The organism is Psychrobacter glacincola (assembly GCF_965118485.1).
Taxonomy (GTDB): Bacteria; Pseudomonadota; Gammaproteobacteria; order Pseudomonadales; family Moraxellaceae; genus Psychrobacter; species Psychrobacter glacincola_D.
In genome coordinates, this window is record NZ_CBCPJH010000018.1 from 41,025 (window position 1) to 55,399 (window position 14,375).

The 14,375-nt window shown below is 41.7% G+C and carries 11 protein-coding genes; 7 read left to right on the plus strand and 4 right to left on the minus strand.

The window, feature by feature from the left end:
• The first annotated feature begins 145 nt into the window (after positions 1-145).
• Both gpmI and ACMHKH_RS08375 read left to right on the plus strand, forming a co-directional pair.
• A complete protein-coding gene (gene gpmI / locus ACMHKH_RS08370; protein WP_413520182.1) occupies positions 146-1,804 on the plus strand; it encodes a 2,3-bisphosphoglycerate-independent phosphoglycerate mutase in 1,659 nt (552 codons plus the stop codon).
• A 294-nt stretch (positions 1,805-2,098) separates the two neighbouring features.
• The gene (locus ACMHKH_RS08375) at positions 2,099-3,607 is read left to right on the plus strand and encodes a S41 family peptidase (protein WP_413520207.1); all 1,509 of its coding nucleotides are present in this window, start codon (positions 2,099-2,101) and stop codon (positions 3,605-3,607) included.
• Positions 3,608-3,633: 26 nt separating this feature from the next.
• Here the strand turns inward: ACMHKH_RS08375 and ACMHKH_RS08380 are convergent, their stop codons facing one another.
• The 3 genes from ACMHKH_RS08380 to ACMHKH_RS08390 form a co-directional block, all read right to left on the minus strand.
• Positions 3,634-5,397, minus strand: coding sequence for a sigma 54-interacting transcriptional regulator (locus tag ACMHKH_RS08380; protein ID WP_413520183.1), 1,764 nt, complete (start codon positions 5,395-5,397; stop codon positions 3,634-3,636).
• Positions 5,398-5,478: 81 nt separating this feature from the next.
• Positions 5,479-7,239: a sensor histidine kinase gene (locus ACMHKH_RS08385; protein ID WP_413520184.1), complete on the minus strand. Its 1,761-nt coding sequence runs from the start codon at positions 7,237-7,239 to the stop codon at positions 5,479-5,481.
• A gap of 42 nt (positions 7,240-7,281) precedes the next feature.
• Positions 7,282-7,917 carry a response regulator gene (locus ACMHKH_RS08390; protein ID WP_413520185.1) on the minus strand — a complete coding sequence of 212 codons (636 nt, stop codon included), beginning with the start codon at positions 7,915-7,917 and terminating at the stop codon, positions 7,282-7,284.
• A 400-nt stretch (positions 7,918-8,317) separates the two neighbouring features.
• Between ACMHKH_RS08390 and ACMHKH_RS08395 the strand changes: the two genes are divergently transcribed.
• Both ACMHKH_RS08395 and ACMHKH_RS08400 read left to right on the plus strand, forming a co-directional pair.
• The gene (locus tag ACMHKH_RS08395) at positions 8,318-9,412 is read left to right on the plus strand and encodes a serine hydrolase (protein ID WP_413520186.1); all 1,095 of its coding nucleotides are present in this window, start codon (positions 8,318-8,320) and stop codon (positions 9,410-9,412) included.
• A 111-nt stretch (positions 9,413-9,523) separates the two neighbouring features.
• The gene (locus tag ACMHKH_RS08400; protein WP_413520187.1) at positions 9,524-10,195 is read left to right on the plus strand and encodes a thiamine phosphate synthase; all 672 of its coding nucleotides are present in this window, start codon (positions 9,524-9,526) and stop codon (positions 10,193-10,195) included.
• 58 nt (positions 10,196-10,253) lie between these two features.
• Here ACMHKH_RS08400 and ACMHKH_RS08405 read toward each other — a convergent pair whose 3' ends face one another.
• Positions 10,254-10,583 carry a TraR/DksA family transcriptional regulator gene (locus ACMHKH_RS08405; RefSeq protein ID WP_413520188.1) on the minus strand — a complete coding sequence of 110 codons (330 nt, stop codon included), beginning with the start codon at positions 10,581-10,583 and terminating at the stop codon, positions 10,254-10,256.
• A gap of 349 nt (positions 10,584-10,932) precedes the next feature.
• Between ACMHKH_RS08405 and ACMHKH_RS08410 the strand changes: the two genes are divergently transcribed.
• From ACMHKH_RS08410 to fba, 3 genes are all read left to right on the plus strand, one after another.
• The gene (locus ACMHKH_RS08410; protein ID WP_413520189.1) at positions 10,933-12,147 is read left to right on the plus strand and encodes a phosphoglycerate kinase; all 1,215 of its coding nucleotides are present in this window, start codon (positions 10,933-10,935) and stop codon (positions 12,145-12,147) included.
• 260 nt (positions 12,148-12,407) lie between these two features.
• Complete coding sequence (locus ACMHKH_RS08415; protein WP_413520190.1) at positions 12,408-12,794, plus strand: hypothetical protein; 387 nt, start codon at positions 12,408-12,410, stop codon at positions 12,792-12,794.
• A gap of 531 nt (positions 12,795-13,325) precedes the next feature.
• On the plus strand, positions 13,326-14,363 hold the full coding sequence (gene fba, locus ACMHKH_RS08420; protein WP_413520191.1) for a class II fructose-bisphosphate aldolase: 1,038 nt from the start codon (positions 13,326-13,328) through the stop codon (positions 14,361-14,363).
• Positions 14,364-14,375 lie beyond the last annotated feature (12 nt).

The window sequence follows — 14,375 nt, forward strand, 5'->3', positions numbered from 1 at the left end:
CTACGTGTTTTATTTATTACAAAATAAGCATTAGTTGATTAAAAGCCCCATTTTTCAGCTATTTCAAGATGTGTGCTAAGATAGAGTACTTTATACATCCTAAGATAGCATTATAGGCGTTCATTCACTTGAGGAGCGGTAATCAATGACCAATACCCAACAACAGTCAGAATCTATTGATGATAATCAGGCACAGCTAGACAATAAGCAAGATAGTGACAATAATAAAAAAGTGCCGCATGTTTTAATGATATTAGATGGGTTTGGGCATCGTGAAGAAGATAAAGACAATGCGATTGCTGCCGCTAATCTGCCAAATTTAGATAAAATTTATGAGCAGTATCCACATGGATTGATCTCAGCATCAGGAGAAGATGTTGGTTTGCCAGATGGGCAGTTTGGTAATTCAGAAGTCGGGCATATGAACTTGGGCGCTGGGCGGGTGCTTTATCAAGATTCAACCCGTATCTCAAGCGAGCTTGCTAACCGTGAGTTTTATAAAAACGAAGCCTTGGTCAATGCGGTAAAGGCTGCCAATACACTTGGCGGCAATGTACATATTATGGGCTTGCTGTCAGATGGCGGCGTCCATTCTCATCAAGACCATATCGAAGCGATGTGTCATTCAGCATTGGTACATGGTGCCAAAAACGTCTTTGTACATTGTTTCTTAGATGGACGCGATACACCGCCTAAGTCTGCAGATAAATATATCAACCGTCTGCGTGATCATATCGAAAAGCTTAATGCTCATTATGAAGGCGGGCGTGTACAGATTGCGACTATTATTGGGCGTTACTATGCGATGGATCGTGACAATCGCTGGGACCGCGTGCAAAAAGCCTATGAGCTACTGACGGAAGGTAAAGCCGATCGTCTAGCAACTCGTGCTGATGGCGCGGTACAAGCGGCCTATAAAGCACGCGAAACTGATGAGTTTATTAACCCGACCGTGGTGGTTGGACGTGATGAGATACCTCATACCGTTGATGACAATGACGCACTTATCTTTATGAACTTCCGTGCTGACCGTGCCCGTGAGCTTGCGCAAGCCTTTGTATTGCCAGATCACGAATTTTCAGGTTTTGCACGCCATAAGCAGCCAAAACTAGCAGCGTTTGTGATGCTGACCAAATACTCTGATGTTCTGGAAAATAATCCTAAAACCAGCATCGCTTATTATCCAACCTCATTGACCAATACCCTTGGCGAATATTTGCAAGATAAGGGTAAAACTCAGTTGCGTATCGCTGAAACTGAAAAATACGCCCATGTAACATTCTTCTTTAGCGGCGGGCGCGAAGATGAGTATAAAGGCGAGACACGTATCCTAGTGCCATCACCTGATGTTGCCACTTATGATTTGCAGCCTGAAATGAGTGCACCTGAAGTGACAGATAATCTAGTAGCAGCTATTGAGTCTGGCAAATATGACGTGTTAGTCGTTAATTACGCCAATGGTGATATGGTCGGGCATACCGGTATCTTTGATGCTGCGGTGCAAGCGGTAGAAGCGCTAGATATTTGCGTTGGTCGTGTGGTGGCAGCAGTACGTGCTGCAGGTGGCGATATGCTGATCACGGCAGATCATGGTAACTGCGAGCAAATGCAAGACTATGAAAGTGGTCAAGTCCATACTCAACATACCACTGAGCACGTGCCATTGATTTATGTTGGTGATAAAAAGGTACAAATACGTAGCGGCGGTAAACTAAGTGATGTTGCACCTACTATCTTGGCATTGATGGATATCGACGCACCTACTGAAATGACCGGTGAAAATTTATTAGTTGCCGACCAATAATCTAGTATTTTTTATATTATCTTTAAACTAAATTTTTTAAAAAGGAGAGCTATTAATAAGCTCTCCTTTTTTATTGCTATATCTCGTCTAACATTTCTTTTAAGTTACTTTCAATACTCTCCTATTCTCAGGAGGGCGCTTAATGCTATCTTATACGCTATTATTCAATAATAACTATATAATAATTCGATAATAATGATGGCTTAACTTTGGGCAAATTTTCAGGTGATTTTTATGCGTTCTATCTATTATAAATGCTTATTCATAAATAAAATAATAGAGCATCCAGTGAGCATGGTATCTAGTCGCTCTAACCTACTAAAACCAGCATTTATCGTGGGTGTTCTAGGGCTTAGTCTTTTTAATATGCAAGCGCAAGCGGCAGTTAAAGTGCCGACTCACACTCGTCACCTAAATCCCACCGCAAGTTTGCAACTTATCAGCTTAAATACCGATAATGTGCCATTAGATAACGGCGCTGATGACTTATCAGATATTGCTGATATGCTCGAATCGGCTGATCAAGCAGAAGATTTAATTGATAGCGTGGCAGATGAAAGTGTGTTGAATGATGACTCTACTGTTATTAACACGGACATTCCTGTTGAAGTCGCACAAGTGTCATTGAATGCGATTTCTCCTGAAACGTTAAAGACTTTTGTTGCTTTAATTGACTTGGTACGACGCGAATATGTCGATACGGTCAATGATGAAGAGCTATTTAATAATGCCATGAGTGGCATGTTGACCAAGCTTGATAGTCATGCTGAATTTTTGGATGCTGAAGCCTATGAAAATCTGCGGGCTTTTACGGAGGGCGATGTCGGTGACATTGGCATCAAGGTTACCTATCAGCCAACCTTGGGCTATTGGGTCATTACTGAGGTCCTTGATGATTCACCTGCTGATAAAAAAGGCATTACCGTTGGCGATTATTTACACCAAGTCGATGAGTTTAAGCTTGGTGAAGATGAAGAGAGCAATGATATCGAGCAGCTTTTGACCGGCATTGCCGGTACGCAAGTAGATGTGGTGACATCCACAGCAGGACGCCGTAAACATACCACCACGTTACAACGTAATAATAGCCATCCTCAACTGATTGAAACTCGTCTTGTAGATGGTATAGCAATTATTCGGCTGCCGGCGTTTCAAAATAACAGCCGCGAAAAATTACTCCAAAGCTTGATTGATTTGGATCAGCCTATCACAGGCGTATTATTAGATTTGCGTGATAATCCGGGCGGTGTACTGGCATCCGCTGTCAGCGTTGCAAGCCTCTTTATGACAGATACCGATGTGGTGCAAATAAAGAGTCGCCAAGCGGATTCACGCACGCTATCGACTAAAGGGGCGGCATTACTTGAAGGTCTGCCAGTAGTGGTACTACAAAATCGTTACTCGGCGTCAGCGGCAGAAGTTTTAGCCAGTAGCTTACAAGCACAAAGACGCGCCACTGTCTTAGGTGAAGTCAGTTATGGCAAAGGTTCAGTACAGTCAGTAATACCGCTTAATGATGAGCAAGCAGTCAAGCTCACGGTTGCCAACTATATGACCGCTTCAGGTAAAAAAATAGATGGTATCGGGGTAGAACCTGATTCTTTATTATCAGGCAGTGAAAGTACATGGGAGCAGCAGGCACTTGATTTGCTTAGACAGAAAGCGCTAACCTCAGGTATTCGGTTTGTACGTCGGGAAGCGCTAAACAACGCTAGTGATAAAAAATCGGATATTAGTAATAACAATAACACCCTCATAGATAATGTCGTTGAAAAACCGACCTCGATGGTTAAAATGAAATAAATTCCATAAAGCCAAAGGCTGAGTGATTACTCAGCCTGATCTTCTGCAATTTCTAGCTTAGTCATGCGATAGCGTAGCGAGCGAAAAGTTGTCCCTAAAAGCTCAGCAGCTTGGGTTTTATTCCAGCCGGTCTGCTTAAGGGCAGCAATAATAAGCTGTCTTTCTTGCTCTTGCAGATAGTGCTCTAACCCTTGTATAGGTAGCTGAACACTAAGGTTGTTTTTTATCGCGCTACTATTTAATTTGTCAATATTGTAATCAAGAGTAGCTATTGACACAGAGCTCTGCGACTTTGCAGGCAATGATTGAGGCTCTACTTCTACTGTAGAAGGCATTGAATCAGAAGCTACCCGAGGGTTCGAAGGCTGCTTCATTGAAGCATAATGATGCGTTATGGTGCGATAAGGGTGAAGGTTAACTGTAGTCTGTTGCTTCACCTCATCCACAAGCGATAAGTCTCTACTGTTACTGCTTTTTATATTTTCTTTTGATGCACCCAATCGTTCTTCATCCATATATTGATTGGAAAAATGAGAGTTAGCCGTATGCTCATTTTGTAGCGCATTAGCACCTTGAGCGTTATGAGTTTTTTGATGGTTATCGAGTTCTTGCTGCGTATCAAAATCAGCTAAGCCAAGATGACTGATATCAATTATCGAAGTTTCAGCCAATGTGATTGCTCGCTCAAGTACATTACGCAGCTCGCGGACGTTACCGGCAAAATCATGCTGTTGCAAACGCTGGCAAGCTTCAGCGCTTAAATAAGGCTGCGATTCTAACTGCCACTCTTCAGTAATCAGTGCTAAAAAATGCGCGGCTAATACCGGTATGTCATCGCGGCGTGCATTCAGTGTAGGTAACTTGAGTTCAATCACGTTAATGCGGTAATATAAATCCTGACGGAACAACCCTGCCTGCACCAGCTGATTCAAATCTTTATGCGTCGCTGACAAGATACGAATATCGACCGGCACCTCTTTGGTATCGCCAATAGCGCGTACGGTCTTTTCTTGAATAGCACGCAATAATTTAACTTGCATTGCTAAAGGTAGGTCTGCTACCTCATCTAAAAACAAAGTACCACCATTAGCCTGCTGAAACAGCCCTTGCTTATCCGCAACTGCACCTGTAAAGCTGCCTTTTTTATGACCAAAAAATTCTGATTCCATCAGCTCTGATGGTATCGCCCCGCAGTTGACCGGCACAAAACTGCCGTCACGCCGCGGACTTAAATCATGAATCAGCCGAGCAACGACTTCTTTACCTGTACCTGAAGCCCCTGATAAAAATACTGGTGCCTGTGAGCGTGCTAATTTTAAAATGGTGTTTTTTAAGGGATGCATCACCGCTGAATCACCAATCAGACGCTCATCAAGCATCAGCTGTTCAGGTGATCGCTGAGGTGTAGACTTGGCAGTCAAGTCTTGTTGTATTACCTTAAGTGCATTCTCAACCAATTGCCGCAAGCGCGGTAGCTCAAGCGGCTTATTAACAAAATCGAATGCGCCTAGCTTTAATGCTTCAATCGCTAAATCCATACTGCCATGCGCTGTAATCACCGCAATAGGTTTACTTGAGCTGGCACTGATATATTTGACCAACTCTAACCCTGAGCCGTCAGGGAGTTTTAAATCGGTGAGGCAAAAGTCATAATCGTTTTCTTGCCAATAGGATTTTGCTTGTGACAGCGTATAGGCAACGTCACTTTTGATACCCATTTTGGTCAGGGTAATTTGCATCAAGCGGCATAAATCTACTTCGTCATCAACGACTAGCGCGGTGGTGGTCATACGTCATCTCATTGTCTTTAACAGTATGGATGCTGTTGAATTAAGCTTTTGTATAGTGATTTAAACTGGCAGTTTTTCTATTTAGATAAATGTTGTGCTGACAACATCACTGTCAATAGCATGAAAAATCAGTCGAAAGCAGGTTTTGTCATGATCAGGAACATACAGCAGTCGTGCATGGTTAGCTTCACAAAATGCTTGCGATAAATAAAGCCCAAGCCCTGTTCCTGTCTTGTCAGTGGTAAAGAATGGATTAAATAAATGCTGCAAATCATCAGCGTTAACACCACTACCACCATCCAGAATATCAATTATAACATCGTGGTCCGCACAATAAATCTCGATCTCCACAAAGGCATGAGGGTGGTCATAACTGCTATGGCGTAAACCATTGTTAATTAAGTTGATCAGTATTTGTTCTAATTGTTGAACATCAAAAGAGATAGTAGGCTGAGTAATGAGGTGTAAAAACACATCATGGCCTTTAAAATAATTATCTAAAAAAATGGGCAGCCAATCAGCAAGCACGATGACTTGTTGATTTGCGCTTCGCTGACGTGATAGTTTCAAAACATCTTCAATAATGCGATTAACGCGCTTGGTTTGCGCAAAGATTATTTTATAAAGCTCATAGTTGCCAGACGTGTCGCTATCTAAAGGGACTAGAGTATGTCCAGCTTTTGCCTCACTTTCGGTAACCTCTTCTATTAATAACTGACTTGCTTGCGAGATAGCTGCCAAAGGGTTCCTGATTTCATGAGCGATACTGGCCGTCAATTGTCCAAGTGAGGCAAGCTTTAATTGTTGTGCACCGGCTTGTTCACGGCGTAAATCTTCTAATATAATAAGCTTGCTATCGTCTTTTAAAGGGATAATATCGACACGTAGCTTGCCCGTGATAGAGGCATTAGCAAGCGCAGGCAATTCATAAATAAAGGTACGCGTTAATCCTGCTGCTACTGATAAGCATGCGTCAAATAATGGCAGATGTTGCTCGCTAAGTTGCCGTTCAAAGTCAACTACCGTCTTTGATTTCTCATCTTTTAGTCTATTATCTTTTGAACTATCATCTTTTCGTTCATGCTCACTGATATTTAGGATACTGAGCAATTGATAAGCGGCAAGATTGGCTAATACCACTTGTTTGCCATCAATGACGATGACTCCGTTGACCATTTGAGAGATGACTTCTTGATTGATAATATCTAAGCGTTTGGCTTCTTTGGCATGGCGAGCCGCTACTTTTTCAAGCTGTACCAAGCGCTGCGATATAGACCAGCTTAATCCACCTACTGCTAAAAAGCTGGCTGACATTAACAGGGCATTACCTAGATTTGCCAAATTCATACTATTAGCAATGGCATAAAAAAACTGCTGGTAAATCACAAAAATAATTGCAAGCAAGGTGATGATTAGTGCTTGTGAGCCATGTAAAAGCATAAAGCTTGCTGCAACCACGACCATATATAGCATGGTCAGCTGTAAATCAGGGGCACCTGCCGTATAAAGTAGTAAGCTTAAAATAATGACGTCTAGCGCCAGTCCAAAAGCCAGCTGCCGGCGCATATGGGTGCCAACGGTATAAAACAATCCAAGCAAGATTAGGCTGAGTAAAACATAAAAACTGAGTGTTGTTTGCTGCAAAAAACTGGGCAATGATGAGCTGCCATCAGAGCGCACCGTAATATATACCATCAGCATAGAAAACAAGCTGACGACAAAGCGATAACTGCTGTAAATAATTCCCAATCTGCGTAATTGGGGCACAGGCAGGATATCATCCTGCTCTAGATAATCGGTAATGACAGCGATAAATTTTGATGCAGATTTGACGGGATTCATGGATTAATAACAACAATTTTTGATAAATAGGATTTTTAATAATTAGGGTTGAATAAGACCATGGCGAATCGCCAAATGTGTCAGTTTCACATCACTATCGACATTCACTTTTTCATAGATGCGATAACGATAGGTATTGATGGTTTTTACACTGACAAAAAGCTGGTCAGCAATTTGTTGTGGGCTTTGGCAATTGACCACCATCATAGCAACTTGTTTTTCGCGATCACTTAACAAATCAAAAGGTGAGTTAGCATTGTCAGACAATAGAACATCCGCTAATTGTTCAGCGACGTCTTGACTAAAATAACGTCCGCCTTGATAGATTTTTTTGACCGCGCGTATCATCTCATCAAGAGGCGTACCTTTGGTAATATAACCATTAACGCCAGCTTTAATCAGCATCGAAGGATACGGCTGCGCTGACATACTACTGACCGCTAAAATCTTGATGCCTATATCTAATTGAACCAAGCGCTTGGTTGCTTCAAGACCGCCGATATTGGGCATATTAACATCTAGCAATATCACATCAGGGCGCAGTTGTTTTGCCAGTCGTATCGCCATATCACCGCTATCTGCTTCGCCGACAACTTCAATATCCGCACTGTCTGACAACATACGGCTGATACCCATGCGCACCAAATCATGATCATCTACTACTAATACTCGAATCATAGTTATACTCTTTTCTATCGGTCAGAATAAAGGATACACGGTTCACTTTAAACCAGTTAAATCAAATTATTAAGCTAAAAAAACCTCATTATTACGCACTATATTTTAATAATAGAGAGGCAATATGGCAGTTAATCAGGTAAATGTAATGCTATATTGCGCTAATGTTAACTAATATTGCTGTAACATCAAGTAAGTGTATTAAATCTTGAATGTGGTGCAGAAATGCCATCTAATTGATTTAGTAGATTAAACTTAAATGCAAACCATGATACACTAAAAATACAAAAACTCTATGTGAGTATCTACAAATACACCTATAAACGCTACGTACGTTGTTGATGTTAGTTAATATGTATCTGGTTAACTAACTAAAAACAGTGCGTAAGCAGGAGGCATAATGAAGCATCTACCATTAACCAAACAGCAATTAATAGCTGCTATGATTTCATTGAGTTTGGGCAGTGTTGCACAAGCGGCACTTACAATAAATGGTAGTAGCGCTAGCTCAGAGTCTAGTGCGCGCCTGAGCTGGGGCGGTGCCGATAGCTTGTCCGAAGCTCGTAGTATTATGTCAAAGTCCAGTAATACCTCTGCCATTAAAAAGATAGATAATGGTTCTGGTACTACGAGTATTAGTAATACGCCGAGTTTTAGTAGCAGTAATAACAGCTATAATAATACCAATAGTTACAACACCACGTACCGCGGTAGCTTTGGTAACAATAACATGATTCCAATCAGCACCGATTCGCGCAGTGTCGCAGTCATCGATGCAGAGACTGGTGAATCTATTTATCAAAAAGATGCTGATATTGCGCGCCCAATGGCCAGTATTACCAAAGTCATGACGGCTATGGTAGTACTTGATGCCGGTCTTGATATGCGTGAAGAAATCACGCTTGATCCAGAAGATTTCGTTGGTCCTAAACGTGCCAGCTCAAACTTGAAATCAGGTGATCGCCTCAATCGTGCCGAGATGCTATTAATGGCATTAATGAAATCAGAGAATCCGGCTGCAAAAAGCCTTTCTCGTAATTATCCAGGTGGTTACAGTGCTTTTATACGGGCGATGAACCGTAAAGCGCAAGAGCTTGGTATGAGTACGGCATTCTTTGGTGACCCAACCGGTCTTGATAAGCGTAACGTCGCCTCATCAAATGACTTGGTGAAAATGGTGCGTGCTGCTGGTAATTATGATGTAATTCGTCGTTTTTCGACCACTAAGAGTTATGACTTTTACGTATCTAACTACGGAAGTGGTAACCGAACTTATAAAGCCAATAATACCAATAGTTTAGTTCGCGATGGTAGTTATCCAATCGGTATCTCAAAAACAGGCTTTATCAATGAAGCAGGTCGTTGCATTGTCATGGAAACACGTGTCAATAATCGTCCAGCTATTATCGTAATCTTGGGTGCCAATAGTTCAGCAACGCGCTTGGGTGATGCCAAAAACATCTTAAACAGTTTGGCAACGCGTCGTACAGTATAAGAGTTAATCTTACTTAAATTTTTATGGCTAAAAAACATTGATAAAAAAGGCTGTTATTCGATATAACGGCCTTTTTCTTATGTCAGAAATTGTGTTGATAAGGATCGTTAAATGAATCAGCCATCAGTTACTACCATTTCTCATAATATACCCAAGCTGTACCTGCTGACCAATGATGATGAGTTTAGTCTTTTATATCAAAAACTAGAAGCGGCATTAGCAACTGGGCTTATTGCTTTACTGCAAATACGACGTAAGCGTATATTGGCATTGCCAAATGGTGAATCACTCGTTTATCAAGAAGCACTACAAATCGTCAGTTTGGCTAATAGCTATAATGTGCCAGTCGTCATTAATGACGATATCACGTTGGCGGCAAAGCTTGGGGTCGGCGTGCATTTAGGTCAGCAAGACGGTGATATTAGCGCGGCAAAACGGTGTTTAGCAGCCAATCAAATCATTGGTCGCACTTGCCATGGCGATGTAACGCTAATTGAAAAGGCAAAAACTGACGGCGCAAGCTATGCAGCTATGGGCGCAGTATTTGCCTCAACGACCAAACCAAATGCTAAACCTATCTCGCGCCAACAGTTAATAGAGGGTTGTCAGCAAGGTATTAATATCTGCGTGATAGGCGGCCTAACAGCAGAGAATATTGTTGAGTTATCAGGTTTGCTTATTACTTATATAGCCGTCGTCGGTGATATTATGGATTTGCCTTTGCATCAAATTGCTAGGCGTTGTGCAGAATGGCAGCAGGCGCTTAGTACATGGAATAATTGAATGCATCCCTTAAAAAATGAATTTGTTAAGGGATGCATTTTCAAATAGCAGCTCAATATTATTCAGCATGTTGCATACATAAAGTCGCATAAGGTAATGCTTGCAGGCGTTGTGGCTCAATAGGCTCGGCGCATACTTCACATTCGCCATAGCTACCATCTTCAATACGACTTAAAGCGTTGTTTACATAGTTCAAACTTTGCTGTGCTTCAACCATTAAATTCTTGCGCATATCATTTTGACGATAAGCAATCGCTTGGTCTTCCCAATGCTCGTTAAGATCATCTTGTGGATTTTGGATATGCTCTTCAATCTTGGCAATTCGAGTTTCATATTCTTCTTTAAGTTTTAATAGTTCTTGTTTAGCAGATTTAAAGTCGATATTCATTGTTTTCTCCTAGTGAATTATTCTTATCATATAATTATGCTATCTATCATAAATTGCCAAATGGCTTAGTACCACCACAAAATGTTAATGAGAATGTCAGTCTCTTTAATAAGATAACTTTTTTCATAAGATAAATGCCTTCACAAAATATTTCTGCCTAGCGCAAAATTTATCTTAGCGAACGTGTGAGTGCGTGCCGGAAAACTGTTAGAATACACCGCCTTAAATTCTTGCTAGATACGCTTTATAAAACCCGCAGCAATAGAATTTAATTAAATAAATTTGCCAAAGATGTAATAAAAACCAATCTTCACACAGATTAATAACAGATGATATATAGGAGCAGGTAATGAATTTTTTGCGTATGAGCGAGCTGAGTTTGACCGATAAAGTGGTGTTGATTCGTGAAGACCTCAATGTCCCTATTAAAGAAGGTAAAGTGGCTAGTGACGCACGTTTACAAGCCAGTCTGCCGACGATTAAGATGGCCTTAGAAAAAGGCGCGGCAGTGATTGTTTGCTCGCATTTGGGTCGTCCGACTGAAGGTAATCCTGAAACCATCTATTCATTAGCGCCTGTTGCTGATTATCTAAGCGACAAACTAGCCGCGCAATTATCAGTGCCTGTTGCTCTTAATAGCGACTACCTTACGCAAAGTGTAACCATCAAAGCAGGCGAGGTCGTATTACTAGAGAACGTACGCTTTAATAAAGGCGAAAAAAAGAATGATGCCGCGCTTGCACAAAAATATGCTGAGTTGTGCGATGTCTTTGTGATGGATGCTTTTGGTACCGCTCATCGTGCCCAAGCATCAACAGAAGGCGTAACCCAAGCGATGCACCAAGCTGGCAAGATTGCTTGTGCCGGACCTTTATTGGCAGCGGAGCTTGACGCTTTAAGCTTGGCGCTTGAAACGCCAGCACAGCCAATGCTGGCTATCGTTGGTGGCTCAAAAGTTTCGACTAAATTAGAGGTTCTGCATAGTTTGGCTGAGCTCTGCTCACAAATTATCGTTGGTGGCGGTATTGCTAATACTTTCTTGGCGGCAAAAGGTTATGGCGTTGGGGCCTCACTTTATGAAGCGGACTTGGTCGATACCGCTCGTGACATTATGACTAAAACCGAGATTTTATTACCTGAATATGTCATCGTTGCCGATAAAAATGACATTGATTTTAGCGATTTTACTGGCTCATTACAAAAAGCTGCCGCTACTATCAAGTCTGTAGACGCTATTGGCGACAATGATATGATATTAGACATCGCACCAGTGAGTGCCATGAAATTGGCAGAGGCCATTGCCAATGCCAAGACTATTTTGTGGAACGGCCCAGTAGGCGTGTTTGAGGTCGATGCTTTCGGTCAAGGCACCAAAATCGTGGCAGATGCGGTTAAAAATAGCCAAGGATTTTCAATTGCCGGCGGCGGTGATACGCTTGCTGCCATTGATAAATATCAAGTGGCAGATGGCGTCAGCTATATGTCAACGGGTGGCGGTGCATTCTTAGAGTTTGTAGAAGGTAAAGTTTTGCCGGCGGTTGCCGCTCTACAGATTAATGAATAATGCCTTAACGAATAGCTAGCAGATGGGTAACAGTAGCCGTACAACCTAGCCCCAATATCTAAGGTAGGCTGTACCGATAATATTTTGACTATTATGCTTATCTTATTGTTTTAAGTACGATAAGCGCAAATAGTCATTGATTATTGTTAAGTGGTAATTATTTGTTTCTATACTGAAAATTGTTATTGCATGTCTAATTTGCACTCTATAAAATAGCGCAAACCATGTATTTGACATGCTTTATTTATGAGGGATTTACTATGTTAAAACGTCATTTATTACTTGCTAGCGTTCTTGCTGGTACTTTTGCAATCACTGCATGTAGCCAAGAAACACAAGATAAAACGGCAGCTGCAGCCGACTCTGCTGGTGAAGATGCTGCTGTTAAAACAGAAGAAGCCGCTGCTAAAACCGAAACTGCTGCTGCTGAAGCTGAAGTGGCTGCTCAAGAAGCCGGTGCTAAAGCTGCAGACAATGCGCAAGAAGCCGGTGCTGCTGCTACAACTGCGCTAGAAAATACTGGCGAAGCGATTACTGAAGGTACTAATAAAGCAGTCGCAAATACTGCTGAAGCGGTTGCTGATGGTGCTACCGCTGTTGCTGATGGCGCAAACGATGTAGCTGTTGATGCAGAACAACAGTACTAAGTCTTATAAAGGCTAATCTATATACATAGCTAAGCAAAATACTTTTTAGTCTATTGATTGATATACAATCGATAGATTATGAGTATAAAAGTTGTTTAGTAAGCCTTTAAAATGTAAAAAAGCCTTGGCAATTGCTAAGGCTTTTTTACATTTTCTATAATAGTTTGAGCGTTGGTAAACCAAAAATACCGCTATAAATTGAAACAGCTTCTTACTAGATGCAGCAATTTTTCTCAATTCTCTTCTTTATCCCATAGCTCTTGTAGGCAGTTTTATAAAATCGGCTATTATTTCTAATAAATTAATGAGTGAAACAAATAGTCAGCTAAGCACTACGAAGCGGTAGCAATTTTTGCTATAATCACGGCGTAATAATAACGATCAAAAAACACGCCTTTGGCTGGCTTATAGAGTGTCACCATCTAAAAGTTAGGTTATAAAGCAAATGGTGTAACCGCATTATTATTAAAAAGTAATTTATTCATACTATCTTCAAAATACTATTTTCAAAATTTAATCAGAGAGCGTTTTATGGCTTTAATATCGTTACGTCAACTTCTAGATCATGCCGCCGAAAATAACTACGGTGTCCCTGCTTACAATGTCAATAACTTAGAGCAGATGCGTGCAATCATGATGGCAGCCGACACCTGTGATTCTCCTGTCATTGTACAAGCCAGCGCCGGAGCGCGTAGTTATGCAGGCTCGGCATTTTTACGTCACTTGATTACTGCTGCTATTGAAGAATGGCCACATATTCCAGTGGTGATGCATCAAGATCATGGTATGTCACCGGCTATCTGCCAGCGCTCAATTCAGCTTGGTTTTTCATCAGTGATGATGGATGGCTCGCTTGGTGAAGACGGCAAAACGCCAATGGACTATGATTACAATGCCAGCGTCACGCGTGAAGTTGTTAAGATGGCTCATGCTTGCGGTGTATCGGTCGAAGGTGAGATTGGTTGCTTGGGTAGCTTAGAGACAGGTATGGCAGGCGAAGAAGATGGTTCTGGCGCAGAAGGCGTATTGGATCATGAGCAGCTATTAACCAGCGCCGACGAAGCTGAGCAATTTGTTAAAGATACTAACGTTGATGCGTTAGCCATTGCTATTGGTACCAGCCATGGTGCTTATAAATTTACCCGTCCACCGACAGGCGATATTTTATCAATTGAGCGCGTAAAAGAGATTCATGCCCGTATTCCTAACACCCATTTAGTCATGCATGGCTCGTCATCAGTACCGCAAGAGTGGCTAAAAGTCATTAACGAAAATGGCGGCAACATCGGCGAGACGTATGGTGTACCGGTTGAGCAAATCGTTGAAGCGATTAAGCATGGCGTGCGTAAAGTAAATATCGATACTGATTTACGTTTGGCATCAACGGGCGCTATCCGTAAATTCCTTGCCGAAAACCCGAGTGAGTTTGATCCACGTAAATACTTTAAAGCATCGATGGTAGCCATGTCAGATATCTGTACCAATCGTTTTGAAGCCTTTGGTTCTGCAGGTCAAGCGCATAAAATTCGTCCAATCAGCCTTGAAGGTATGGTTAGTTTTTACGAGTAAGCTTAATGGTGA

Bases quoted from the DNA above. Each gene is read 5' to 3' on its own strand.
- gpmI (WP_413520182.1), top strand. From the start codon at position 146: ATGACCAATACCCAACAACAGTCAGAATCTATTGATGATAATCAGGCA.
- ACMHKH_RS08375 (WP_413520207.1), top strand. From the start codon at position 2,099: ATGGTATCTAGTCGCTCTAACCTACTAAAACCAGCATTTATCGTGGGT.
- ACMHKH_RS08380 (WP_413520183.1), bottom strand. From the start codon at position 5,397: ATGACCACCACCGCGCTAGTCGTTGATGACGAAGTAGATTTATGCCGC.
- ACMHKH_RS08385 (WP_413520184.1), bottom strand. From the start codon at position 7,239: ATGAATCCCGTCAAATCTGCATCAAAATTTATCGCTGTCATTACCGAT.
- ACMHKH_RS08390 (WP_413520185.1), bottom strand. From the start codon at position 7,917: ATGATTCGAGTATTAGTAGTAGATGATCATGATTTGGTGCGCATGGGT.
- ACMHKH_RS08395 (WP_413520186.1), top strand. From the start codon at position 8,318: ATGAAGCATCTACCATTAACCAAACAGCAATTAATAGCTGCTATGATT.
- ACMHKH_RS08400 (WP_413520187.1), top strand. From the start codon at position 9,524: ATGAATCAGCCATCAGTTACTACCATTTCTCATAATATACCCAAGCTG.
- ACMHKH_RS08405 (WP_413520188.1), bottom strand. From the start codon at position 10,583: ATGAATATCGACTTTAAATCTGCTAAACAAGAACTATTAAAACTTAAA.
- ACMHKH_RS08410 (WP_413520189.1), top strand. From the start codon at position 10,933: ATGAATTTTTTGCGTATGAGCGAGCTGAGTTTGACCGATAAAGTGGTG.
- ACMHKH_RS08415 (WP_413520190.1), top strand. From the start codon at position 12,408: ATGTTAAAACGTCATTTATTACTTGCTAGCGTTCTTGCTGGTACTTTT.
- fba (WP_413520191.1), top strand. From the start codon at position 13,326: ATGGCTTTAATATCGTTACGTCAACTTCTAGATCATGCCGCCGAAAAT.